This is a genomic window from Exiguobacterium sp. s183 (assembly GCF_018617655.1).
Classification (GTDB): Bacteria; Bacillota; Bacilli; order Exiguobacteriales; family Exiguobacteriaceae; genus Exiguobacterium; species Exiguobacterium aestuarii_A.
In genome coordinates, this window is sequence record NZ_JACSKN010000004.1 from 88,846 (window position 1) to 113,352 (window position 24,507).

Genomic DNA, 24,507 nt, shown 5'->3' on the forward strand with positions numbered 1-24,507 from the left:
GAGTCACTCCGCCATCAACGCACACACCGCATTCGAATACGCTACCGGATCTTCAATCGGTAACCCTTCAATGAGGAGGGCTTGTTGATATAAGAGGTCTGTATATTGTTTCGCTTTCGCTTCATCTTCCTTATACACACGTTGGAGTGTCTGGAAGATGGCGTGGTCGGCGTTCACTTCAAGTACTTTCTCTGCTTTCATGCCGCCGCCATTTGGCATCGCGTTCAGAATCTTCTCCATCTCAATCGAGACGTCACCCGCGACCGTCAAGCAGACCGGATGTGACTTGAGGCGTGTCGAGGCACGCACTTCTTTGACGCGGTCCCCGAGTTCTTCTTTCATGAAAGCAAACAGGTCTTGGTTGTCCTCGTTGAGCGACTTCGCTTCCGCGTCATCGAGACCGAGGTCACCGCTCGCAATCGACTTGAACTCTTTGTCGTCATACGACTGCAGCATCTTGATTGCGAACTCGTCGATTTCTTCTGTGAAGTAGAGGATTTCATATCCTTCCTCTTTCAAGCGCTCTGCTTGTGGCAAGAGGTCGATGCGATGAATCGATTCGCCTGTCGCATAGTAGATATACTTCTGATCTTCTTTCATCCGCTCAACGTACTCTTTGAGCGAGACGAGTTTCTTCTCATGAGAAGAATGGAAGAGAATCAAGTCTTTCAATTCGTCTTTGGCTGCTCCGAACTGGTCGTACACGCCGAACTTCAATTGGCGACCGAACGACTCGTAGAACTTCTCGTAGTCCTCGCGCTCGTTTTGGAGCATCTTCTCGAGCATCCCTTTGATTTTGGACTTCACGTTCTTCGCAATCACGCGAAGCTGGCGGTCTTGCTGCAACATTTCACGGGAAATGTTGAGTGAGAGGTCTTCAGAGTCGACCATCCCTTTGACGAAACCGAAATAGTCCGGCAAGAGGTCTGGTGACTTCTCCATGATCAACACACCGTTCGAGTAGAGCTCGAGCCCTTTCTCAAATTCTTTCGTGTAATAGTCGAACGGAACCGTTGACGGGATGTAGAGGATCGATTGATAACGAATCGTCCCGTCGACGTTCAAGTGAAGATGCTTGAGCGGTTCATCAAAGCCATAGCGCTTCTCGTGATAGAACGCTTTGTAATCTTCGTCAGTCAACTCGCTCTTACGCTTCCGCCAAATCGGCACCATGCTGTTGACGGTCTCTTCTTCCTTGTAGTCCTCATACTCTTCTGAGTCCTCTTTTTGACGATGTTTCGTCACATCAAGTTTGATTGGGTAACGGATGAAGTCCGAATGTTTCTTGATGAGCGAGCGGATCTCGTATTCTTCAAGGAATGACGAATACGCGTCATCTTCTGTGTCTGCCTTCAAATGGAGCGTGATTTCTGTACCGATGTCCGCCTTGTCTGTCGGTTCGATTGAATAGCCGTCTGTGCCTTCTGACTCCCATACGTATCCTTGATCACTGTCAATCGAGCGAGTCCGTACCGTCACACGGTCAGCGACCATGAACGCGGAATAGAATCCGACCCCGAATTGACCGATGAGGCTATAGTCTTCTTCCATCTTCGTCGCCTGTTTCATGGCGAGTGAACCGCTCTTTGCGATGATTCCGAGGTTCGTTTCAAGTTCTTCTTCTGTCATCCCGATGCCCGTGTCGCGAATCGTAATCGTCCGTGCCTCTTTATCGAGTTCGATTTTGACGAAGTAATCGTCTTTGTTGAACTCGATGCTCTCGTCGGAGAGGGCGCGATAATACATCTTGTCGATCGCGTCACTTGCGTTCGAGATGAGCTCGCGCAAGAAGATGTCCTTATGTGTATAAATTGAGTGGACCATCAACTCTAAAATTCGTTTCGATTCCGTTTGAAACTGTTTCTTTGTCATGATCGTTCTCCCTTTTTTGTCTGTATTTTGGCACTCTCGTATAAAGAGTGCTAACACTATTGATTATCCTAAAAATTAGGAAGATGTCAACCGGATTTGAAGAAAAGATTGACGAGGACGTAGGTTTCGCATATAGTTGAGTACATGCGATGAGCTGGTCTATGTAAGACGGCGGACATTCCCTTGAGGAGCACGTTGTGGAGCGTGGTCTGTCGCGGTAGACTTTCGAGAGCACCTCTAGTGAGAGGTGCTCATTTTTTGTATACGGGGGTAGAATGATGAACTTACATACGATTCACCACGTCGCAATCATTGCGTCGGATTACGATAAAGCCAAGCAGTTTTATGTCGAGGCACTCGGATTCGAAGTGATTCGAGAACACCACCGCCCGGAGAAACAGGATCACAAAATCGACTTACGTCTTGGTACATATGAGCTCGAGCTGTTCATCAAACCGAATAGTCCCGAGCGTCCAAATTTCCCAGAGGCGCGCGGTCTACGACACTTGGCGTTTAAAGTCCACGACATCGAGTCCGTCGTTGCCGAATTAAACGAACGTGGGATTGCGACAGAACCGATTCGTCGTGATGATTTTACAGGAGAGAAGATGACTTTCTTCTTCGACCCGGATGGACTGCCGTTAGAACTACACGAATAAACCCCTTCACGAGGAAGGGGTTTTCTTATGCCCGAATGGATGCGAGCAACATCTCTTTCAACGCGTTGATTTGCACAGCCGGTTCAATATCGTCCTCTAAATAACTGATGTGCGACTTCAACATGATATTGTTGCCGAACGTCCCGAATGCATTGATGATCGTAACAATTGTCACTTTCACATCGATATCTGGTCGGAACGAGCCATCACGCTTTCCGTCTTCGATCAACGGTTCAAGCGTCTGCATGATTCGTCGTTGTACGTCAATGTATGTCTCGATGCCAGGAAGGGGTGTGGCGACGAACGATGCATAGCTCTCGAACGCCTCACGAAAACGGGCGTGGTCTGTCCGCTCCAACTGCATCTCGAAAAAGTGGTTCAAGATGATCTCGAGCCGTTCATAGGCGTTGCCTTCCTCATTCACAAACTGTTCAAATCGCTCGAGTGTCGGCTGTAGATTTTTGACGGCCGCTGCGACGATCAATTGGTCTTTCTTCGGAAAATAGCGAAACAGTGTCGCTACCCCAATCCCTGCCGCATCCGCAATGTCCTGCATTTGAACTTTCTCAAAGCCATTCTCTAAAAATAAGCGTTCGGCCTCATGGATAATCAGTTGGATCCGTTCTTCTTTGTTTTGTTGTCGTTTACTCAATTCCATCACCTCATTGTCTGTCATAAGTATATCGTCTTCGAGCAGTTTCGTTGAGATTAATGTCACATCCAATTATTATTATGATAGTTAGACTATCATAATTTAACGAATGGAGCTGGGACAATGCGTTTAGAGGGGAAAGTAGCGGTCATCACAGGGGCAGGAAGCGGTATGGGAGAGTCGACGGCACGTCTATTCGCCAAAGAAGGGGCGACGGTCGTCGCAACCGATATCAATGAACAAGGGGTACAAAGCGTAGTCGAGTCGATTCGTGCACAAGGTGGGGAAGCCATCGCGGTGAAGCATGACGTGACCTCACGTTCAAGCTGGGAAGACGTGTTTGCAGAAGTGGAAGCGACGTGTGGAAAATTGGATATCCTCATCAATAATGCCGGAATCGCACTCGCGAAACCGTTCTTGGAACAGACAGAAGAGGACTGGGCACGGACATACCGCATCAACATCGATGGAGTCATGTTAGGAACGCAGTATGCGATTCCGCTCATGACAGAAAATGGCGGAGGATCGATTGTCAACATCTCCTCCATCTCAGCACTGACAGGTATGGCAGGTGCCGGGGCATACACGGCCTCAAAAGGTGCTGTCCGTTCTCTCACAAAAGCAGCGGCCGTCGATTACGGGAAGCAAAATATTCGGGTCAACTCGGTGCATCCGGGGTATATTGTGACACCGATGAGTGCGCCGCATATGGAACATCCGGACTATAAGCAGCACTTCTTGAATCAAATCGCTTTGCCGAATCTCGGACAAGCGGATGAGGTGGCAGCAGCCGTCCTATTCCTCGCGTCAGACGAAGCGAATCATATTAGCGGAATCGAACTTCCGGTAGACGGTGGCGTGACGGCGAAATAAAACTAGGGTCTCTATGGAGGCCCTAGTTTTTGATTACTCAAAGATTCCGACTAACTCCATCACGAGTAGCATGACTAGACCTGAGCTGAGCACAGCGGCAAAAAAGACGAGCACAGCATACTCTTTCTGCTTCAGAATAGCCCACCATCCTGTCACAAACGCTCCGAGCCCGAGGACGGAGAATGTGGTCATATAGCTGAGTCGAAGCATGTTTGCAGTATTGTCGCTCCAAAGCGTCGAGTAAAAGGTCGTATCAAAGTTATCGAGCAGGAGAAACGGCACATACATGGCAAGAAACAAGGCAATCAGGATGATAGACCACTTGCCGACCGAGGTGTGTGGAAAGATTGCACCATTCATGACGAATCACCTCTTTTCGTTTGAAAACCATCTGTACCATTCATATTCCCGTTTTGAGTAAAAAATTTAAATGATTCATCAAATTGACATGATATAGTCGAAACGAAAGCGTGGGGATGAGGATGGTAGAACAAATCAAAATGACGCGAATATGGGAAGACGATTTCGCAATCGAAGTGATGATGACGCTAAAAGGAAAGTGGTGCGAGGTTACCGTGAACGAGTATGTCACAGCATCCGATATCAACGCCTTCATCTCTTCGTTACGAGCGTTCAATGAACGGAATGGGAAGTCTCCGGAGATGTGGATACTCAACCTTCCACTCGTCCGTCTCTCCTTGACGTTCGCGCTTGCGAATGCAAGAGGGGTTGTTCAAGTCAGCGCCGCAATCGAGCAAAATAAAGGTGATGGCGGAGATATGAAGGCGACGTTCTCGTTCGAGACGACGATGGGACAGATGGATGATTTGCAGCGACAACTGTCGGCATTCTTAGGACACGAAACCGATTCGGTCGAATCGCTTCGCCCAGAGTAAGTGGTCAGATTAAAACGAAAAGGCGTGTGCGAAAAGTGAAAACTCAATTCGAGATGGAACGGATTTGGATGGATGAGACTGAGCTGTTTTATCAGGTTAGGCTACAGCTCCATGCATCCGTCTGTTCGAGCAATCAAGATGTATATATACAGGACGAGACATTGGAAGAACTGATTGACTCAATCGATGGATTCAATAATATATGGGGAAAGAATCCCGTGACTTGGGAGTTGTTGGACCCGGATGCGGATGACCAAAAAATCAGCCTCACGTTCACACTGATTGATCGGATAGGCACGATTCAAGTCGACGTCTTCATCCATGACGAGTGGCAACACGATTCGTTCGACCACTTCCATGCGACCTTTAAGTTCAGAACGACAATGGGCCAGCTCGACGACTTGAGCGCTCAACTCAAACGTTTCATTCGTCGTGAGACCGACCATGTCGCATCGCTTCAACCAGAATAAAAAACAAGCCTAGACGCGCGTCTAGGCTTGTTTTAGTACCATTCTTTCGGTTCGTAATTCAATTCGCGGAACAACTGCTCCCGCTCTTTTTTCGAAAGGTCGCGCCATTGTCCAGGCGGGAGTTTTCCGAGCGTGATGTTCATGACACGCACGCGTTGGAGGCGGAATACTTCATAGCCGAGCGCCTCACACATCCGACGGATCTGACGGTTTAGTCCTTGCGTGAGGGTGATGTTGAAGTCGAATTTCGAGAGCGGACGCACTTTACATGGTAGCGTCTTCTGTCCGAGGATTTTGACGCCGGCTTCCATCTGTTCGACGAATTCTGGTGTGATCGGCTTATCGACCGAGACGATGTATTCTTTCTCGTGCTCGCCTTCTGCGCGGAGAATCTCGTTGACGATATCGCCATCGTTCGTCATGAGGATGAGACCTTCCGAGTCCTTATCGAGACGACCGATATTGAAGATGCGGAGCGGGTGGTTGACCATGTCGACCAAGTTCCCTTTTACTTTCTTCTCTGTCGTACTCGTGATCCCGACCGGTTTATGGACGGCGATATACACGTTGTTTCGTGCGACACGTGCGACCGAACCGTTGACGAGGACTTCATCCCCCGGTTTTACCTGGTCGCCGATTTTTGCTTTTTTCCCGTTGATGGTGACGCGTCCCTCTTCGACGAGGCGGTCGGCTTGGCGGCGGGACGCCTTGCCTGATTCACTGATAAATTTATTGATGCGCATGTGTACACGTCCTTTGTTTGGCTTCGTCCTCTCACTATAACGCATTTTATAAACTCTCGAAAGCGGGAAACGAACGGGAGAGGAGGGATGATATGGAGGCAGTACAATTGTTACAAGATGCGATTCGATTTCAAGCAGTGTTATGTGAGACATCGTTTGGTCAAGAACTGATTTCAGAAGCATCACCTGTCCTTTGGTACGGTCGTCCTCGTCCGAATCAATGGCTGACCATCGGAACGAATCCGTCGCGCGGCGAATTTTTACATCGAGACGGGACACCGAGAACGGGGCAAGCCCAAAAGTTCTATTGGCGTGATGCGCTCTCGTTTGAAGATTACCTCGGAAATGAAGAGGCGCTACAAGAAACGATAGAACGAGCATCGGCCTATTTCGAATCGGGTCGCGCGACGACGAGCTGGTTCGGGAAACCAGGTGGGGCCAAACTTGAGGCGCTGTTGAATGGGATGGGACGGTCGTTCTATGACGCTTCGACCTCTGTCATCCACGTCGATTTTTTTAAGTATGCCACGTATGAACAAATGGGGAAGGTGAAGACCGGACGCGACTGGATGGAACACCCGAACTCAATCGAGTTATTGGAGCGCACAATTACATATATCAACCCGACCCGGTTGATTGTGCTGGGGCGAGAGAATTGTCGTGCCTTCACAGGTTTCTCGACGACGGGGAGACTGGCAGCCTATCCTGCCGTCACCTATGAAATCGGACGCCATGAATCGGGCATCCCGATGATTGGACTTCATATGAAGCCGTCTGAAGTGTTCGTCGGGCTCGGGAATGGTCGTGATTCAAATGGGCTGCATTACGGGTCATATGCCAAGCGTGAGCATCTGTTACGAATCGGACAAGCGCTTGAAACGATTATGGACGAGTGGCTGGCGGATGGACGCGCGTGATACTTCCCCAGAAATTGAATTCGTTGAAGTCGATGTAGCGCACGTCTTTTGAACGGTTGTCGAGCACGGCCAACAAGATGACGTCCGGAAAACCCCGTTTTTCAAATTGTAAATAACCGATTCCGGTGACGGAATGGTTTTTATAAAATCCGTTCGCCATATTCAATACAAACGGGCGACCCGCTTTCAGCTCACGCTCAAACGTCGACCATTTCCATAGATAGCGTGAACTGCCTCGACCGTCATATCCGTATCGCTTCCATAGCTTCGTGATGATGGTGGCGATTTGAGTCGGAGGTGTCCCTTTCTCGTCTTTGAAATGATGCATGAAGGCGATCTCGCGCACATCTTCTTGAATTTGCGTCACATCATCTGGAATATTCGTATACCCATGGTCTCGATAGAAACGAAAGATCGCGGTAATGGACGTCAACGTACAGTTGTTCTTTCCGTTCTCGAACTGGCGTTGGAGTAAGACGGGCACGCCTTCAATCTGTACGGAGCGCTTTAATGTCCAGCGTCCGTGATAGCGATCGTTCACATAAAGCTCCGGGTCGATGATTCCGGCATATCCGTTGTTCGCGACCTCGAGTTGTCCTGCAAATGGGTGCTCCATCTTGGTCTCCCTCCTTTTCTTTTAGTATACAAAGGACGCCCCATCTCATAAAAGAGAAAGGGCGTCGTTTTCGTTAAAAGACAAGATGTGCGATTCCGACGATGATCGGAAGTGTGATGAACGTCCGTAACAAAAAGATTAAGACGAGGTCGAGGAATGAGATCGGTAGTTTTGAACCGAGCAATAAGCCACCGACTTCAGACATATAGATAAGCTGAGTGACGGACAGTGTGGCGATGACGAAACGCGTCAACTCGCTCTCGATGCCGCTTCCGAGGACGGCCGGCAAGAACATATCGGCGAAACCGACTACCATCGTCTGAGCAGCCTCCGATGCCTCAGGTACTTGCAGGAGCATCAGGATTGGTTCGAACGGCTTCCCGATAATGGTAAAGAACGGCGTATATTCTGCGATGACGACCGCAATCGTCCCGACCGCCATGACGACAGGGAGAACACCGATCCACATATCGAGGACGTTTTTGAAGCCGTCTTTGAGTGTCTCTAGGAAACTTTTACTCGAACGTGACTTTTGTAGCGCTTGTATCAACGCCCACTTCCCGAGTGAAACGTCTGACGGAACTTCTTCTTCCGGTTTGAGCTCGGTCTTCTCATAAGCCGTATCTGCTTTTTTAGATAGTGGATAAATCCGTGGCATGATGAGCGCTGCGACCAAGCCAGATAAGACGATTGCCCCGTAGTACGGTAGGAAGTATTGATCGAGTTCGACATATTGTAAGACGACAATGGTGAACGTGATCGAGACGACGGAGAAGGTCGTCGCAATGATCGATGCTTCCCGTTTCGTGTAATAACCTTCCTCATACTGTTTGGTCGTCAGTAGAATCCCGATCGTCGCATCTCCGACCCATGAAGCGAGCGAGTCGAGTGAGGCGCGCCCTGGCAATCGGAAGAGTGGGCGCATGATTTTCATCAAGAACGTCCCGACGAACTCGAGAAGCCCAAAGTTCAAGAGAAGCGGTAACAACATACCTGCAAAAAAGAATGTCGCAAACAAGATTGGAATCAAATCAAAGAGGAGCAAACCTCCTGTGAATTCTGACGTGATCATTTCTGGTCCGAGTGTGAGTAGCGTCATGACACCGGCGACAAAACCGATGATGCGCATGACGAACCAAAACGGTGTCACGCTAAAGAGTGCGTTGATGGACGGTCGTTCCACCATAAAAGCAGGACGTGCCGTAAACAACAATAAAGATCCAACAATCGAAATACCCATCATGATGACAGCGAGTGTCGGGACGAACTCCCCAATCCACTCAATCAATAGATTGGATAAGAAAGCGACCGGAATCGTAAAGCCTTCTTCTGATGAGATTGGTACGATGAAAAACATGATGCCGATGAGCGATGGAATCAAGAACTTAAAAAAGTCTCGACTCGAAAAAGAAGGTTTCTTTCCGTCTGGTGTTGATGAACCATTCATGATGCATTCCCCATTTCCCCGAAGTGTTTGTACTGTCTATGTATCCCCATTACACATCCAGCTCTTCTTAAAACGTATTTCTTTATTAGTATAAAAAATATGACCAGGTGCTATCAACCGAATGCGTAAATTTTCTGAAAAATATAAAGCAGACACTAGGCAAAAGATTCGTATTCCCTTGAAGCATTTAGTATGATGACGGCGAGTCCAACAAATTCAAGATATTTAGAAACTTCATTATAGAGATAGGAGAATGCATCATGAGATTGAGTGTGTTAGACCAGGCGCCGGTCACGTCGGGTCATACAGGCGAGCATGCGCTGAACAGCGCGGTCGAGCTCGCACAAGTCGCAGAGGAGTTAGGATATTACCGGATGTGGATGGCGGAGCACCATGGCGGCATGTCGTTCGCGAGCTCGGCTCCGGAGGTGATTGCGGCCTATCTGGCGGCGAAAACGAATAAGATTCGTCTCGGGTCCGGCGGCATCATGATGATGCACTATTCGCCATTGAAGATGGCGGAAGTGTTCAAGACGCTCAGCGCCCTAGCGCCAGGACGCATCGACTTCGGTGTCGGACGCGCACCAGGCGGGGACGCGAACGCCATCTATGCGATGTCACAAGGGCAGAAGCCGATGATGGACGGTCTATACGAAAAGCTCGACACGACGCTTCAATTAATCAAAGATGAAGCACCGGAAGAACGATGGTATAAAAATACGCCGGCCGCCCCAACAGGCGTCACGCTTCCGGAAGCGTGGTTACTTGGATCGAGCGGAAACAGTGCCGTACAAGCCGGTCGGATGGGACTCGGCTATTCCTTCGCACAGTTTTTCAATGGTCAATTGAGTGCCGACACGCTTGATACGTATCGCCACCACTTCACCCCGTCTGACTTTATGGAGAAGCCGGACATCAGCGTCACGTATTTGGTCACGACGGCAGAGACGGAGGAAGAGGCCGAATATTTGGCTCGACCGTCTGATTTGTCGCGACTCTTCTTGATGCGCGGACAGTTGAGACAATTATTGAGTCCGGAAGCGGCCCATGACTATCCGCTCACGGAAGTCGACAAGATTCATATCGCCAACAACCGGGCGATTCACCTCGTGGGAACACCGAAACAAATCGCAGAACAGTTGCGAGATGAATCGGAACGCTATGGTTTCGATGAAGCGATGATTTGTAGCATCCAGCATAAGCAAGAAGATCGCTTGAACGTCTATCGCCTGTTAGCGAACGAGTTGCTTTGATTCGACGAACACCTTCTCAGATTGAGGAGGTGTTTTTGTATGAATGAAAAACGTTTTCCCATTTTTTCAAAGGTTTTCTCCCTAGTCGGAGCGAAACCAACTACACTATAAGAAAAAGGAACAGGTGGAGGTATACGATGCAACGGATGAAAGGCGACCCATATTATCTATTCGAGCTGTTCACACGCTTGTATCGAATGGTATTTCTAATGGAAGTGACGGATGAAGGCTATCGTTATGTTCATGTGAGCGATCAGGGGAAAGTCGCTTCCTCGCTTCCGAATGATGTGGAAGGTCAGTATTTACATGAGATGTATCGCTCAGAAGTGGCGAATGAATTGATTGGACATTATGATGCGGTCGTCGAGACGGGGGAACCGGTCTATTTCATGTCAAAAATGAATGTCGAATCCAATACGGCCCGATTCGCTTCCTCTATGCTTGTGCCAATCGAAGATGAATCGGGTGTCGTGCGCTATGTGCTCAGTTTGACGACGGATTTGTCAGAAGAAGCGGAAATCAAGTTGTTACGTAGTATCGAACATATGGACTATTTGACGGGGATGCCGAATTTGATGAAAGTCAAATTGGATCTCGATCAACTGTTTGAACAACAGGGCACGGAAGAAACAAGTGTGATGCGCCTACATATTAATCGTTTCAAGATGATGATGTCGCTCCAAGGGGTGGAGCGCTCGAATGAATTGATTAAAGACATCACGCGTCAATTGGCGAATACACTCCCGCAAGGTTCCATTATCGGTCGGGTCGATGGGGAAGATTTTATCGCGGTCTTGCCCCACGTCCCGATGAAGACGGCCTATATGTATGCGGAACATTTACTTGATGTCATCGCGAGTCATTCTTACAAAGTGGCCGATGCAGAATTTCCTTTATCAAGTTGTATCGGCATCAGTTCGGGAGTTGCTGACGCCGATCGCGTCATCATGAACGCCTCAACGGCTTTATTAGAGGCACGTCAGAACGGTAACCAAACGATTCATCTATATGAACATGATGAGTATGTACAACGTTACATTGACGAAATCATGATTGAAACGGAATTAGTGAAAGCTCTCAAACAAGATGAACTATATATGGTGTATCAACCGAAAGTGACGATGGATGGGTCGATTCATTTCGAGGCGCTCGTTCGTTGGAATAGTCCGGTACTCGGGTTCGTCTCTCCTGAAACGTTCATTCGTGTGGCGGAACAGTCACTGCTTATTGAAGACGTGACACAGTTCGTCATGAATCGAGTCTGTCAGGACGTATCTGCACATGCAGAGCAATTCGAAGGTCGTCGTGTCGCCGTGAATGTGTCACCAAATTTGTTTCATGAGCATCACATGAATGAATTGGTGACCATCATTTCGTCATATGACCTGAAGCCGGAGCAGTTTGAATTCGAAGTGACGGAGCACACACTCATGCATGAACCGGTCGCTGCCATCAAAACGGTTGAATCGTTGAAGCAGCAAGGATTCCGATTGGTGATTGATGATTTTGGGGTGAGTTATTCTTCTTTAAATTACTTGAAGCTATTTGAAATCGATGGCATCAAGATTGACCGATCATTCGTTGCACAACTCGATCAAGAGAATGGGATGAAAGAATACGAAATCGTCAAACTGATTGTGTCACTCGCTAAAAAATTAGAACTCGAAGTGACAGCAGAGGGCGTTGAAACGGAAGAACAGTATCGTATTTTACGTCAGCTCGGCTGTGATGAAATTCAAGGTTATTTCTTTAGCCGCCCGATGGCGCTCGAAAACCTAGATGAGTCACTCGAAATCTTGTATTCTCACCAGGCGGTCTTATCGAAAATTGAACAGCCGTCGCAGTTACTTCATCCTTCACTCGATGAACGCGAGATAAAGCGAATAAAGGCCATCTTACGATTGGAGATTTTAAACACGCCACACGAAGAACGGTTTGATCGGATTTCTCGCTTGGTCGCACAAACGTTTCAGATGCCGATCGCCTTCATCTCCATCATGACGACGGACCAGCAATGGTTCAAATCGTGTGTCGGGATTGAACTCGAGTCTTCTCACCACAAGCGGGAGTGGACGCTATGTACGCGAGTCGTCACGTCGGAACGTCCGATTGTGATTGAAGATGTGGCCGCTGAAGCATTTGAGAGTGAGAGTCCGTTTCTCGAACAAGTCGGGTTCTATGCCGGGGTGCCGCTCCGGACGAAACAAGGTCACGTCATCGGTACGCTTTGTGTGGTAGATACGAAAGCAAGAACGTTCACTGAAGAGAATCTACATGCGCTCGAGTCGTTCACACACTGGGTCATGGCGGAGATTGAGCATACAGAAATGTCACGGCGACAAATCAAACGCCAACAAGTCGTAGAGGCGTTGTATGAAGCGACGGCACTTCGTATGCCGTTCCAAGACCAGTTGGCACGTGTTCAAGAAGTTTTGTTGGAATGGGTCGGTTACTCGCATGCCGTGATTTTCTCAAGTGAATCCTCACATCGTCTCTTGGTCGAGAATGGGGTGTCTCGTCTGATGTGGGAGGAAGAAGAGCTACGCACCCTCCATCAACTGACGACGGTCGGTTCACAAACTCTCCAAGAAGGAGAACTGATTGTAGATGGAATCGAGTTCACAACGATTGTCAGCTTCCCTTTGACACATAAACACCAAGTGTTTGGGTGGATTGTCTTATTGGCGGAACAAGGCAATTTAAACGATCAACTCGACGAAGAAACCCTGCAAGAGTTGGCAGACACGATTCGGTTGCTTGCAAGATGGTTAGAGAACGGCATTCGGAAAGAGCGGAAACAACGCGAAATGATTCGAATTGCGACACAGGATCAACTGACAAAACTCTGTAATCGATATACACTGATGACCGATTTATATAGACAGATTCAGCGTTCACAAAGAATCACATTGTTGTTGATCGATATAGATGACTTCAAACGGATTAATGATCAATATGGTTACCTAATCGGAGATGAATTGTTGATTGAAATCGCACAACGATTGAGCGGGTTCGTGGAAACGTTCGAAGGTCAGGTATATCGGTTTTCAGCTGATGAATTCGTTGTCGTTCAAGAGGATGGACCTGTTGGCTTAAATGAGATAAACGACGTTATTTCCCAGGGAATAAACGCGTCAAATGGTGAAACCATACGTCTTACAGTAAGTATCGGGGTCGCCACGATCCAATCTACCTCAACGATTGATTCGATTCTTCAGCAAGCGGATGCGGCTATGTATATTGCGAAGAACAATGGTGGCAACCAATGGTTTCAATACGATGGATATTCAAATGATGAGGGGTTTTAAGTATGGGGAAATTGTGGTTGATTGAGGGGTTGCCGGGAAGTGGGAAATCCACATTTGCTGAAAAGATGTGTGCGTTGAAAGAAGGTGTCTTCTATTCGGAAGTGGACGCTGCTCACCCCGTCGATCTGCATGAAATCTACTGGGTAACGGAACCACCTTCACATGGTACGATTCTTGATGAAATTGAAGACGGATGGCTCGTTCGTTACGATGAAGGGGAAAAGCGCGTAGGAACGGATGTCTATGAGTTACCCTTTGCACTCCACACACGAATCATGTGCGAACGATGGCGACGTTATGTAACGAAATTCGAGCAGGAAGAACGTGACGTCATCTTTGAATGTGCGTTGTTCCAAAATCCGTTCACGATTGGGATGGTCGCCCAAGACGTTTCGTTAGAGGCGATTGAAGCATACGTTCAAGAGGTTTCATCGATTCTAAAACCAATCGAACCAATCATCATATATTTGGAGTTAAACGATGTCGCTCGGATATTTCCAGTCGTCTACGACGAGCGACCGATTGAATGGCAACAGGGGTTTGTCGAGTATTACACGACAGGGTCCTATGCATCGAAACGTAACCTTGTCGGTGTATCGGGGACGATTGCGGTATTGGGCGAAAGACAGCGACTTGAACTCGAATTACTTGAACGGATCCCACTTCGTCATGTCCGAATCCAAAATGATGAGCGTTCTTCATTTGAAGAACTAACCAAATTGATAGAAGAGGAGTCGAGCCGTTCATGCAAACCTTGATTAAACATTCGGATCGTTTTTGGTATATGACACCGGTTGCGCATACGGATCGTCCGATTCTTGGTGCCGTTGTCGGTGACACCCATACATTACTCATTGACGCGGGCAACTCCGTGGCGCACGCATCATTCTTTTTACAGCATTTGAACGAGCGTGGTCTCCGTGCGCCTTCGATGGTCGCATTGACACATTGGCATTGGGACCACATCTTCGGTCTACCTGCCTTAGAAGGAGTGGTCTCGATCGCAAGCGAGGCGACGAAACACGAGATGGAGAAACTCGTCCCTTACGCTTGGGACGATGCATCATTGAATCAACGAGTTGCTGAAGGAATTGAAATCGACTTTTGTGCCAAGGCGATCCGCGAAGAGTATGGTGATTCGCGAGACATTCAAATCGTTCTGCCGACACTGACGTTTCAGGAATCGTTGACGCTTGATCTTGGTGGGGTTCATGTCATATTGAGGCATGTCGGTGGCGACCATGCAAGAGATTCGGTCGTTCTCTATCTCGTGGAAGAACGCATCTTATTTTTAGGAGACGCGCTGTATGCAAATTTGTATGCCCCGACATGGCGAATGACACCAGAAGAGACACTTCGGTTGTTACATGTACTAGAGACATTTGATGCACAACAGATCGTCTGGTCACACGGTGAGATGGTAAGTCGTGAAGCGTTCGCAGCAGATTGCCTTACTTTGAAAAGAATCGCCAAGATTTCAAGTGATTTCCCGGGAAATATTGAAGAAATCACACAATCATACGCTGCACTTGTCAATCGTGAGGTGAATGAGGACGAGCAGGAGCTGATTACGTTTTTTGTGAATGGGACGGTGGAGAATTAATGCATACGATTGTACGAATCCATGAAGAAGACGAGTCATTTCAACAGTTTTTGACTGGGAAGCTACGTGATTATAACAATGTTCACTCTGCGCATCATCGCGAGATTCGCGAGGCGATCGTACCGGCCATTCAATTGAAAATCGAGCAAGAAGGACGGATCATTGCTGGCTTATACGGGAGTGTGTATTGGGGATGGTTCGATTTAGACCGTTTATGGGTGGAGTCGAATGTTCAGGGGCAGCGGCTAGGGAGTCGCTTGCTTGAAGAAGGGGAAACGATTGCGAGGTCGCTCGGTGCAACGCGTGTGAAGTTGACGACGTTCTCGTTTCAGGCTAAATCATTTTATGAGCGCTTTGGCTATACGGTCGCCGGTGTGCTACCGGACTACCCACCCGGATCTGACTATTACATGATGATGAAGGAACTATAAAAGGCGACACGAGGTCGCCTTTTTTTAGTACACTTTATCCCCATTGAAGATTGAGTTTTTCACCATGACATAGTCTACCGTGCGCAATGCTTCGAGACTGTCGCCACCCGCGTAAGAAATCGCCGACTGGAGATCTTGCTCCATCTCGGTCAATGTATCTTGTAATGCCCCTTTGTGTTCGACAAACATCTTTTTCCCCTCGACGTTTTTTCGCTCACCTTTTTGGAACTCGGAAGCAGAGCCGAAATACTCTTTTAGTTGTTTGCCGTCTTGCTCGAACGTTTCCCCTGGAGATTCGTCATGGCCAGCGAACAATGAGCCGATCATGACCATCGAAGCGCCAAAACGAATCGACTTGGCGATATCCCCATGTGTACGGATTCCCCCATCCGCGATGATTGGCTTCGTCGCTGCCTTGGCACACCAGCGGAGCGCCGCTAATTGCCAGCCGCCCGTGCCGAATCCCGTTTTGATTTTCGTGATGCATACTTTCCCTGGTCCGATTCCGACTTTCGTCGCATCCGCTCCGGCATGTTCCAATTCACGAACGGCTTCTGGCGTCCCGACGTTCCCCGCGATGACAAATGAACCAGGAAGATGGTGCTTGATATGTTGAATCATTCGGATGACCGCGTTCGAGTGTCCATGTGCGATATCGATCGTAATAAATTCTGGTGTATGACCAGTCGACTGAAGCATCTCGATAAATGCGTACTCCTCTTCTTTCACCCCGACGCTGATTGAGGCATAGAGACCTTTCTCATGCATGTCTTGGATAAACGCGAGACGCGTCTCAGGATTGAAGCGATGCATGATGTAAAAGTAACCGTTCTCGGCCAACATGAGCGCCACTTTCTCATCAATAATCGTTTGCATGTTAGCCGGGACGACCGGTAAACGGAACGTGAAGCCCCCGAGCTCGACGGTCGGGTCACATTCCGAGCGACTCTCGACAATACATTTTGCAGGAATTAATTGAATATCTTCATAATCAAACACTTTATCCATATGTCACACCCCTATTCACGAACATTAACAACTTGAACAATAAAAAAACTTCGCCCATTCGGTAATATAACGCGAACAACTTTCAATGTCAAAGGTAAACTTTATAAAAATGACCTAAAAATGAATATATTTAGGTTCTTATGCATTTAATGTTCGGATTTGGGTGTTTTGCGGATGTTTCACGTGAAAAAAGGACCATTATTCATGGTCCTTTGCGAGTACATATTGGTTTCGACCGTCTGCTTTCGCCTCATATAAAGCGAGGTCGGCGCGTTTCAACAGCTGTTTAGTCGACAATCCTTTTGTATAACGAGCGCCACCGACGCTCGAAGTTGTGATGAATGTATGCTGGTCGATTTCCCAAGGTCGTTGTAACGCTTGGATAATCTTTTCGGCGACACGATGGAGAGAAGAAGGATCGGTGAATCGGATGAGGACGGCGAATTCATCGCCCCCGAGTCTTGCCACCATATCTTGTTTTCGGAGTACCGACGTCAATCGGCGCGCCAATTGACGCAAGAGCTCATCCCCGACATCATGGCCGAACGTGTCGTTGATTTGTTTGAAACGGTCGACATCGAGCGCGAGAACGCCTAATTGCTCTTTCTCATATCTCGTCTCTTCGATGGCTTCTTCAAGATAGGCGAGGAAGTAGCGTCGGTTCGGCAAATCAGTCAGCGTGTCGTGATATGCCAAGTGCTTTAAGCGCTTCTCAAGCGCTTTTCGCTGCATGATTTCTCGGCTGACCGTCAAGTAGTGCAGAAGATGCCCTGATTCGTCATAGATAGCTTGAATTTTTGTCTCGAGCCAGATCCAGCGTTGGTCCGCGTGAAAGTGTCGGAATTCAAGAGTCAGCGAGACGTCTTGCTCTTTCAAGTCCTTCAATTGTGAACGGACGATTTGAATGTCATCTGGATGAATATAGTCGAGCGTATTCTTCCCTTCATAGTAATCGGCCGCAAATCCGAGAACTGTACGATGAGAAGGGGAGGCGTAACGAACCGTCCCATCCCGTTCTAATATGCAAACGAGATCACTCATGTTTTCCGTAATCAGTCTGTATTGTAACTCACTTTGTCTCAGGGCCTGTTCCATTTCTCGTTTTTCCGTGACATCGCGCAAAATCGTCAATACGGCCAGTTGTCCTTCATAGTCGATGAGGAGACTGCTGATGTCCATATGAAGTCGGTCCCCGCTCGGCGTCACAACGACCGTCTCCGTATCTTGAACAGGTCCACCTAGTTCAAGGGTAGCGAGACGTGTCCGAGTGGATTGGTGATATTCTTCTGCAATGAAAGAAAAGATGGATTCACTCTCGAGATAAGTCTCTCCAATCGTTTCGAGCGCCATTGCGTTCGCATATAAAATCTTCCCATCTTGGTGAACGATGATGCCTTCCGGAATCGTCTCGATCAGTTGGCGATAGCGACGTTCACTTTCGATTGTGGCCCGTTCAGCGTTCTTCTCAGGCGTTAAATCGATGATGATGGCAAACAATCCAGTGATGTTGCCACCGACTTCGATCGGGATGTTCAATACGGTCAAATCAAGCCGCTCCCCAGACTCATGAGTGGCGTAAACCGAATACTTGTGCGGAATGCCGGATAACGCGTACTGCAACCCTTTCCGTACACGAGAACGTTCGTCCTCGGGAAGCCAGTAAAGGAACGGTTGATGGAGCATCTCCTGCTCGGCATATCCAGTGATGCTCATGACGGCCGGGTTGACCGATTTGATATTCAGATGATGATCAAGTACAAAAATGCCGTGAGGCGAGTAACGTCTTAATGACTCATGATGATCTTTCAAAATGGACAATTCCAGTTCGCGACGCTTTCGTTCCGTCACTTCGCGGACGACCGAGACGATATGTGTACATTGTCCCTCGTCATTAAAAATAGGAGTCACTTCTGACTCGAAGTAATGAAGTGGAAGCGTCAATACGTCATTTGCTTCTACCGTATCTGTGTAGAACGAGTCAGCGAGACGATAGTCCTCATAGACGACACTTTTTTTCGTTCGAATCGCTTCATCGTAATATGTTGTGATGAGCGCGGCCGTTTCAGCGGGGACAAGCTCATCTATTTGTTTTCCGATATCTGCGTCCGACCAGTTGATCGCGCGTTTTGCTGGTTCATTCACGAAGACGTATCGATAAGCTGAACCATCGACTTCCATAAAGAACACATAGTCTGAAATTTTATCGAACGTCCGTAATAAAATCGATGCGTTGTATTGAAGTGTTTGGTCAGCCTTCATCTCGTCTCCCTCATTTCGTTCATTCTATTTTTTACACGTCATTTTTATCTTAACGTATCCTTCGGTAAAATGTGTGAACTTTCAAAAAAAGACAGGATGTAAGAACATCCTGTCAGGCAGCCTCTTTTAGTTGTTTCTGTTCGCTCCGGCCGTTCATGAGGTAATACAAGAAAATGGTAAAGAGAACGACACCGGAAAGCATCAAGTACAACGTCGAAAATCCAGTCAACGGAATGAGTAGACCGATGAAATACGGACCAAACCCGAGACCTGCATCGAGTGCGATGAAGAACGTCGAAGTAGCCATACCCATCCGGTGGGGTGGGGATGCTTTGACGGCAATCGCTTGTGTACCCGACTGGATATTCCCAAACCCAAGTCCGATCAGAGCACCTGCGAGCAACAGCATCCAGCCGCTATTCGCTTGACTGAGCACGAGAAGCCCGACGGCAAAAATCGCGATTGCTGGATACATGACGACATTCGCCCCGCGCGCGTCCATCAATTTCCCGGTAATCGGACGAGACAACAGGACGGCGACGGAGTAGACGAGGAAGAAGATACTCGCCGCTTCAATCAAGTCAAGTTCACTCGCGTAAAAGTTGATATAGGACAAGACGCTCGAGTAGCTGAGCGCGGCCATCCCGATGATGAGTGCGATCGGTAACGCCTTCGGTTCAACGAATGATTTCAATGAGAAACCGCGAACGACTTCCGGTGCGTCTACTTCTGGTACGTTCACGAAGAACGTACTCGCCAAACTGATCAGTCCGATCACGAAACAAAGTCCGAAAATGACGGTGAAACTCGTATATTGGCTAAGGAGCAACCCGACGAATGGCCCGATGGCTGTCGCCAAGGTAGAGCTCATACTGTAGTAGCCAATCCCTTCGCCTTTTCGTGTCGCGGGAATGACCTGTGCCACGATTGTTCCGGTTGCGGTACTCGATAATCCCATCCCGAGACCGTGTACGAAACGAGTGAGCAATAAGAACCCGACGCCCCAATGGACGAAGTACAACAAGATGGTGGCGGTGAAAAAGACGAGCCCGATATAAAGCGTCTTTTTCCGGCCAATCGAATCGATGAGTCGACCGATGAACAATCGTCCGGTCAACGTCCCGATGATAAAGATGCCGGTGACGAGCCCTGCTTGACTCGTCGTCGCCCCGTACGACTCGACGGCATGTACCCCGATGGTGACCATCAATAAGAAAAAGATGAGCGTCAGGAAGAAGTTGATGAGCGAGATAATCAAAAAGTCTCTCGTCCACAGTTTTTGGATAGGTTGTTGCATCGAACACGACGCCTCCTTTTCTTCAAATTCGAATAGTTAATAAACATAACTAAAAGAGTATACCAAATCAAAACAGGATTGTCTGAGATGATGCATTCCATGAGTTCATGGAGCAAATAAAAAAACTCGACTCGTGAATCGAGTCGAGTGGTATCGTTAAGCGCGGTCCCAGAAGCGGGCGGTCGCGATTCCGTCGATGAACGTATCGAATCCATCGAGGTTATGCGTATCAAACGTGAAGACCCCAGGCTGGTCTGTCTTCACGCGACATGTTGCGAGCGCTTCTTTATGATGCACGTGCAGGGCGAGCGGTTTATAGTGCTTATACGTGTTCTCGATGAACTCGAGGACGTCATCTTCGACCGAGGTTGCGGCACTCACCAAGAAGGCGGCGTCGAAGAGGCTCGAGTCGACCGTGTCATACGTCTCTTTTACTTTCAAATCACCGAGCATATAGGCTTTCTTACCGACGAGACTATAGTTGACGTTGTGGTCGGCGAGTTGCTTCACCCATTGCTTCACTTGATTCGCATCCACGTCACCGGCGAGGAGAAGGGCGACGCTCTTCGTATCTGGTTTTTTGATCGTGTTCGCCATCGAGAGGGCAGGGGACGTCTTGTTTGACTGGACTTCATTGTTTTCTTCAGGTACTTGCACGCCTAAATTGTCAGCGACGACCTCGGCGAGATGGCGATCGATCCGATTTAATAAATCGACAGCGTTTTCTTTCACCATATCCGACTCACATTTCCCGAGCTCGAAGCTGCAGGCGTCTTGAATGTGCTGCTTTTCGACATCGGTCATGCTGTTATAGAAGAGTTTCGCCTGTGAATAGAAGTCTCGGAAGCTGTCGCTGCGTCCTCGAATCTTATGTCCATCGACTTTCTCTTGATAATGCTCAAATCCGCCTTGGTCAGCTGGTACGGGTTCAGGCTGATTGTTATTGAGCGCATTTTTATGATAACTCGTTTGTCCTTTGTGGACGGCCATTTGATGCATGCCGTCACGCTGATTGTTGTGGAACGGACAAACGGGTTTGTTGATCGGAATCTGGTGGAAGTTTGGTCCACCGAGACGCGAGAGTTGCGTATCTGTATAAGAGAACAAGCGCCCTTGTAAGAGCGGGTCGTTCGAGAAATCGATTCCTGGAACGAGGTGTCCCGGATGGAAGGCGACTTGCTCGGTTTCAGCGAAGAAGTTATCGACGTTTCGGTTGAGTGTCATCTTCCCGACAAGTTTCACAGGGATTTCTTCCTCGGGCCACAGTTTAGTCGGGTCTAAAATGTCGAAGTCATAGTTGAACTCATCTTCTTCAGGGATGAGTTGGAGTCCGAGCTCCCATTCCGGATAATCGCCTTTGTTGATGGCTTCATACAAATCGACACGGTGGAAGTCCGCATTTTTCCCGACTGCTTTTTGAGCTTCGTCCCATACTTGTGAATGGACACCGAGCTTCGGTTTCCAATGGAACTTGACGAAATGTGCCTTTCCTTCTGCATTCACGAGACGGAACGTATGGACCCCGAACCCTTCCATCATGCGTAGACTACGTGGAATCCCCCGATCACTCATCGCCCACATGACCATATGAGCAGTTTCGTGGTTTTGTCCGACGAAGTCCCAGAACGTATCGTGCGCGCTTCCCCCTTGCGGCACTTCCGTATGCGGTTCAGGTTTTACGGCATGGACAAGGTCTGGGAATTTGATGGCATCCTGAATAAAGAAGACCGGGATGTTGTTTCCGACTAGGTCGTAGTTCCCTTCGTCTGTATAAAACTTCGTCGCAAAACCGCGTACGTCACGGACTGTATCCGCAGACCCACGCGAGCCTTGGACGGTCGAAAAACGGACGAATACCGGTGTTGTCTTTGAAGGGTCGTTCAAGAAATCAGCCTTTGTGATGTCGGCGAGCGGTTCATACACGTGAAACTCTCCGTGTGCCCCAACGCCGCGAGCGTGGACAATCCGTTCTGGAATCCGCTCATGGTCAAAGTGGGTCATCTTCTCCCGGAAATGAAAATCTTCAATCAAGGTCGGACCGCGACGCCCTGCCTTCAGTGAGAATTCATCTTCCGCCATCTTCAATCCTTGGTTCGTCGTCAAGCCTGCTTGTTGTTCGTTATCAATCGTATGTTGTTTTAACTGCTCTTCTTTCTTGTTCCCCATGTGATTGCCTCCCTTAAGTATGACTGACCGTTGTAAGTCACGTTTTGACCTACTGTATCGGTGTTCCCTAACCGAAATAAAAAAATCCCTCTTTTTTTAAAAAAGAGAGATTTCACACAAACGAGTAACTCACTTATAGCGCGGCCCATACGTGCTGCTTCAAAACGATTTGTTGCACCATTTTTGGGTCAAGATCATATTCATTGGAGACGATTCGCGTCACTTTTGATTTCACGTCCGGGTCGTCTGGATCCTGTTTCGTATATTGTTCCTGCCATAACGCCCAGATTTGAATCTCTTTTTCCGCTAGTTTCGTCGACCACTCTTTCTCACGAAGCTGCCAGCCGAACATCATCTCGTCTGTTTGACCAGGTTCGACCCAGTCGGCAAGCGCATAGTCGCCTTCAGGAGCGAATACGGCCTCACCGAGTGGGGGTTCTGTCCCGATATAGGCGGCGTCATCATAAAATCGTAACAAGGCGGCCTGGAATTGGTCAGACTGTTGGACGTTCTCGATGACGTCATGGCTAATGGATTGAAGTTCATCCGTACTTGGTTCACCATGCACCACAACATCATATTCATATCGAGTCACATCATCTTCTACAACGGGTGAACGCTTTTCGATCGTGTATATTTCCTCGGAAATAGAGACTTGTTCAGACTTTAATTGCGTGGTGGGTGTCGACTCGTTTGGCCAAAACCAGATGGCGCAGCCAAGAGGGACGAGAAACACGATCAGTCGGCGAAACGTGTACACCCATCTTGCTTTTCTTTTTTTCTTCAATCCAAAAACACTCCTTCAATATGTAACAACCCCCAAGAATAGGGGTTACGTTCGGTCTAGACGAACGAGATCAGCGTCTGGATGATGCTGACCACGAACGAGGGCACTCAGGATGTGAGAGCCGAGCATACTGTACACCGTCCCATTTCCCCCATATCCGAGCAAGTAAAACAAATTCGGTCGATTCGGGTGCTCTCCGATGAACGGGAGTTGGTCCACCGATTCTCCAAACAAGGCGACCCAGGCATAATCGACTTCAAGATCATACATCGGGAAGAGTTCTGCAATTTTCTCCTTCACTCGTTCAGCCCGGTCGTTCATGAGTGCCTCATCGTGAGGCGTCTCTGCCTTGTCTTCGTCGAGACCACCAGCGATAATCCGACCGTCCGGAGTCGTACGTAAATATAGGTATGGTCGTTTCGTCTCCCAAATGAGTGCGCGTCCTTCCCATTCGCTGAACTCTGCAATCGGATTCGTTGCGATGGCGTATGAACGGTTCAAATCGATCCGATGAGAATCAAGTAGGGGAGCAGGACCGTAACCTGTCGCAAAAATGACTTTGTTTGCTTTGAATGTACCGTTTGAAGTGAGGACAATCCATCCTTCGCCATCTGAAACGACTTCATCTACTGATGTTTCTTCAAAAATCGGGACGTTTTGTTTCGATAAGTGACGAATGATTTGACGGCTGAGCGTGAGCGGATTGACTTCGGCATCACCTTTTGTGATCAAGGCCGCCGGTTTGTCGAATGGGAAACGTTCACGCAATGCATCGCGATCAAGCCATTCCACTTCAAAACCATGCTTCGAAAGCATCTCATACTCAAGTTTCAATTTGGCAACATCGGCCTCTTCACTCGCAAAACAAAGGCTATCCCGGCGAATATAAATATCGGCTGCCCCGACATCTTCCGCTACTTGATCAAGTGATTCGACGGCATCGAGACAAAGACGATAGAAGCGTACCGCCGCGTCTTCTCCGATTTTTTCGGCGAGTTCATGTAACATAATGTCATTTGAATATTGAATAAGACCGGTGTTGGCCGACGTGCTGCCTGTTCCGACTTTTCGTCCGTCGAGCACCGCAAAATCCACGCCATCCTGTTGCAACGTATAAGCTGTCAGCGTTCCGGACATTCCGGCCCCGATGACGAGTACGTCATACTGCTCTTTTTTCTCAGGTTGTTGCAACACCACGTCATCTGATTCGGTCGTTGGCCAATATAAATCTCCGTTATACAATTCCATCA

22 protein-coding genes are annotated in these 24,507 nt (G+C 48.4%); 10 read left to right on the forward strand and 12 right to left on the reverse strand.

The window, feature by feature from the left end; genetic code table 11:
• Positions 1-3 precede the first annotated feature (3 nt).
• Positions 4-1,872 (reverse strand): molecular chaperone HtpG, encoded by a 1,869-nt coding sequence (gene htpG, locus KNP62_RS10615; protein WP_214785482.1) that lies wholly within the window; start codon positions 1,870-1,872, stop codon positions 4-6.
• A gap of 278 nt (positions 1,873-2,150) precedes the next feature.
• Here htpG and gloA2 point away from each other — a divergent pair, with 278 nt between their 5' ends.
• Positions 2,151-2,531 (forward strand): SMU1112c/YaeR family gloxylase I-like metalloprotein, encoded by a 381-nt coding sequence (gene gloA2 / locus KNP62_RS10620; RefSeq protein WP_214785483.1) that lies wholly within the window; start codon positions 2,151-2,153, stop codon positions 2,529-2,531.
• A gap of 25 nt (positions 2,532-2,556) precedes the next feature.
• Here gloA2 and KNP62_RS10625 read toward each other — a convergent pair whose 3' ends face one another.
• Positions 2,557-3,183, reverse strand: a complete 627-nt coding sequence (locus tag KNP62_RS10625) for a TetR/AcrR family transcriptional regulator (RefSeq protein WP_214785484.1) — start codon at positions 3,181-3,183, stop codon at positions 2,557-2,559.
• 123 nt (positions 3,184-3,306) lie between these two features.
• Between KNP62_RS10625 and KNP62_RS10630 the strand changes: the two genes are divergently transcribed.
• Positions 3,307-4,056, forward strand: coding sequence for an SDR family NAD(P)-dependent oxidoreductase (locus tag KNP62_RS10630; protein ID WP_214785485.1), 750 nt, complete (start codon positions 3,307-3,309; stop codon positions 4,054-4,056).
• Positions 4,057-4,089: 33 nt separating this feature from the next.
• On the opposite strand, the gene KNP62_RS10635 is transcribed toward KNP62_RS10630, so the two are convergent.
• Entirely contained in the window at positions 4,090-4,416 is a 327-nt protein-coding gene (locus KNP62_RS10635) for a hypothetical protein (RefSeq protein WP_214785486.1), read from the reverse strand.
• A gap of 122 nt (positions 4,417-4,538) precedes the next feature.
• On the opposite strand from KNP62_RS10635, the gene KNP62_RS10640 reads away from it, so the two are divergent.
• Entirely contained in the window at positions 4,539-4,952 is a 414-nt protein-coding gene (locus KNP62_RS10640; RefSeq protein ID WP_214785487.1) for a hypothetical protein, read from the forward strand.
• 35 nt (positions 4,953-4,987) lie between these two features.
• Positions 4,988-5,422: a hypothetical protein gene (locus tag KNP62_RS10645; RefSeq protein ID WP_214785488.1), complete on the forward strand. Its 435-nt coding sequence runs from the start codon at positions 4,988-4,990 to the stop codon at positions 5,420-5,422.
• Between the two features lie 32 nt (positions 5,423-5,454).
• Here KNP62_RS10645 and rluF read toward each other — a convergent pair whose 3' ends face one another.
• The gene (gene rluF, locus KNP62_RS10650; RefSeq protein WP_015880301.1) at positions 5,455-6,165 is read right to left on the reverse strand and encodes a 23S rRNA pseudouridine(2604) synthase RluF; all 711 of its coding nucleotides are present in this window, start codon (positions 6,163-6,165) and stop codon (positions 5,455-5,457) included.
• 92 nt (positions 6,166-6,257) lie between these two features.
• Between rluF and KNP62_RS10655 the strand changes: the two genes are divergently transcribed.
• Complete coding sequence (locus KNP62_RS10655) at positions 6,258-7,082, forward strand: hypothetical protein (RefSeq protein WP_214785489.1); 825 nt, start codon at positions 6,258-6,260, stop codon at positions 7,080-7,082.
• Here the strand turns inward: KNP62_RS10655 and KNP62_RS10660 are convergent.
• Both KNP62_RS10660 and KNP62_RS10665 read right to left on the reverse strand, forming a co-directional pair.
• Complete coding sequence (locus KNP62_RS10660; RefSeq protein WP_214785490.1) at positions 7,048-7,698, reverse strand: C39 family peptidase; 651 nt, start codon at positions 7,696-7,698, stop codon at positions 7,048-7,050. The genes KNP62_RS10655 and KNP62_RS10660 overlap by 35 nt on opposite strands.
• 73 nt (positions 7,699-7,771) lie before the next feature.
• Positions 7,772-9,145 (reverse strand): YjiH family protein, encoded by a 1,374-nt coding sequence (locus KNP62_RS10665; RefSeq protein WP_214785491.1) that lies wholly within the window; start codon positions 9,143-9,145, stop codon positions 7,772-7,774.
• A 260-nt stretch (positions 9,146-9,405) separates the two neighbouring features.
• On the opposite strand from KNP62_RS10665, the gene KNP62_RS10670 reads away from it, so the two are divergent.
• The 5 genes from KNP62_RS10670 to KNP62_RS10690 all read left to right on the forward strand — a co-directional run bounded on the left by KNP62_RS10670 (position 9,406) and on the right by KNP62_RS10690 (position 15,740).
• Positions 9,406-10,398 (forward strand): LLM class flavin-dependent oxidoreductase, encoded by a 993-nt coding sequence (locus KNP62_RS10670; protein WP_159563245.1) that lies wholly within the window; start codon positions 9,406-9,408, stop codon positions 10,396-10,398.
• Between the two features lie 137 nt (positions 10,399-10,535).
• The gene (locus tag KNP62_RS10675) at positions 10,536-13,706 is read left to right on the forward strand and encodes an EAL domain-containing protein (RefSeq protein WP_214785492.1); all 3,171 of its coding nucleotides are present in this window, start codon (positions 10,536-10,538) and stop codon (positions 13,704-13,706) included.
• A gap of 2 nt (positions 13,707-13,708) precedes the next feature.
• Entirely contained in the window at positions 13,709-14,464 is a 756-nt protein-coding gene (locus KNP62_RS10680; protein WP_214785493.1) for a P-loop NTPase family protein, read from the forward strand.
• Complete coding sequence (locus tag KNP62_RS10685; protein ID WP_214785494.1) at positions 14,452-15,309, forward strand: MBL fold metallo-hydrolase; 858 nt, start codon at positions 14,452-14,454, stop codon at positions 15,307-15,309. Before KNP62_RS10680 ends, KNP62_RS10685 begins: the two co-directional genes overlap by 13 nt.
• Positions 15,309-15,740, forward strand: a complete 432-nt coding sequence (locus KNP62_RS10690) for a GNAT family N-acetyltransferase (protein ID WP_214785495.1) — start codon at positions 15,309-15,311, stop codon at positions 15,738-15,740. The genes KNP62_RS10685 and KNP62_RS10690 overlap by 1 nt, the downstream gene beginning before the upstream one ends.
• A 24-nt stretch (positions 15,741-15,764) precedes the next feature.
• Here the strand turns inward: KNP62_RS10690 and guaC are convergent, their stop codons facing one another.
• From guaC to KNP62_RS10720, 6 genes are all read right to left on the reverse strand, one after another.
• Positions 15,765-16,748: a GMP reductase gene (guaC, locus tag KNP62_RS10695; protein WP_214785496.1), complete on the reverse strand. Its 984-nt coding sequence runs from the start codon at positions 16,746-16,748 to the stop codon at positions 15,765-15,767.
• 198 nt (positions 16,749-16,946) lie between these two features.
• Complete coding sequence (locus KNP62_RS10700) at positions 16,947-19,007, reverse strand: PAS domain S-box protein (protein ID WP_214785497.1); 2,061 nt, start codon at positions 19,005-19,007, stop codon at positions 16,947-16,949.
• 112 nt (positions 19,008-19,119) lie between these two features.
• Positions 19,120-20,304, reverse strand: coding sequence for an MFS transporter (locus tag KNP62_RS10705; RefSeq protein ID WP_214695632.1), 1,185 nt, complete (start codon positions 20,302-20,304; stop codon positions 19,120-19,122).
• A 156-nt stretch (positions 20,305-20,460) separates the two neighbouring features.
• A complete protein-coding gene (locus tag KNP62_RS10710; protein WP_214785498.1) occupies positions 20,461-22,470 on the reverse strand; it encodes a catalase in 2,010 nt (669 codons plus the stop codon).
• A 133-nt stretch (positions 22,471-22,603) separates the two neighbouring features.
• Positions 22,604-23,257 carry a hypothetical protein gene (locus tag KNP62_RS10715; protein WP_214785499.1) on the reverse strand — a complete coding sequence of 218 codons (654 nt, stop codon included), beginning with the start codon at positions 23,255-23,257 and terminating at the stop codon, positions 22,604-22,606.
• 45 nt (positions 23,258-23,302) lie between these two features.
• Positions 23,303-24,505: an NAD(P)/FAD-dependent oxidoreductase gene (locus tag KNP62_RS10720; RefSeq protein WP_214785500.1), complete on the reverse strand. Its 1,203-nt coding sequence runs from the start codon at positions 24,503-24,505 to the stop codon at positions 23,303-23,305.
• Positions 24,506-24,507: the final 2 nt, after the last annotated feature.

Coding starts and splice junctions, on each gene's coding strand:
- htpG (WP_214785482.1), bottom strand. CDS start 1,872: ATGACAAAGAAACAGTTTCAAACGGAATCGAAACGAATTTTAGAGTTG.
- gloA2 (WP_214785483.1), top strand. CDS start 2,151: ATGAACTTACATACGATTCACCACGTCGCAATCATTGCGTCGGATTAC.
- KNP62_RS10630 (WP_214785485.1), top strand. CDS start 3,307: ATGCGTTTAGAGGGGAAAGTAGCGGTCATCACAGGGGCAGGAAGCGGT.
- KNP62_RS10635 (WP_214785486.1), bottom strand. CDS start 4,416: ATGAATGGTGCAATCTTTCCACACACCTCGGTCGGCAAGTGGTCTATC.
- KNP62_RS10640 (WP_214785487.1), top strand. CDS start 4,539: ATGGTAGAACAAATCAAAATGACGCGAATATGGGAAGACGATTTCGCA.
- rluF (WP_015880301.1), bottom strand. CDS start 6,165: ATGCGCATCAATAAATTTATCAGTGAATCAGGCAAGGCGTCCCGCCGC.
- KNP62_RS10655 (WP_214785489.1), top strand. CDS start 6,258: ATGGAGGCAGTACAATTGTTACAAGATGCGATTCGATTTCAAGCAGTG.
- KNP62_RS10660 (WP_214785490.1), bottom strand. CDS start 7,698: ATGGAGCACCCATTTGCAGGACAACTCGAGGTCGCGAACAACGGATAT.
- KNP62_RS10665 (WP_214785491.1), bottom strand. CDS start 9,145: ATGAATGGTTCATCAACACCAGACGGAAAGAAACCTTCTTTTTCGAGT.
- KNP62_RS10670 (WP_159563245.1), top strand. CDS start 9,406: ATGAGATTGAGTGTGTTAGACCAGGCGCCGGTCACGTCGGGTCATACA.
- KNP62_RS10675 (WP_214785492.1), top strand. CDS start 10,536: ATGCAACGGATGAAAGGCGACCCATATTATCTATTCGAGCTGTTCACA.
- KNP62_RS10680 (WP_214785493.1), top strand. CDS start 13,709: ATGGGGAAATTGTGGTTGATTGAGGGGTTGCCGGGAAGTGGGAAATCC.
- KNP62_RS10685 (WP_214785494.1), top strand. CDS start 14,452: ATGCAAACCTTGATTAAACATTCGGATCGTTTTTGGTATATGACACCG.
- KNP62_RS10690 (WP_214785495.1), top strand. CDS start 15,309: ATGCATACGATTGTACGAATCCATGAAGAAGACGAGTCATTTCAACAG.
- guaC (WP_214785496.1), bottom strand. CDS start 16,748: ATGGATAAAGTGTTTGATTATGAAGATATTCAATTAATTCCTGCAAAA.
- KNP62_RS10700 (WP_214785497.1), bottom strand. CDS start 19,007: ATGAAGGCTGACCAAACACTTCAATACAACGCATCGATTTTATTACGG.
- KNP62_RS10705 (WP_214695632.1), bottom strand. CDS start 20,304: ATGCAACAACCTATCCAAAAACTGTGGACGAGAGACTTTTTGATTATC.
- KNP62_RS10710 (WP_214785498.1), bottom strand. CDS start 22,470: ATGGGGAACAAGAAAGAAGAGCAGTTAAAACAACATACGATTGATAAC.
- KNP62_RS10720 (WP_214785500.1), bottom strand. CDS start 24,505: ATGGAATTGTATAACGGAGATTTATATTGGCCAACGACCGAATCAGAT.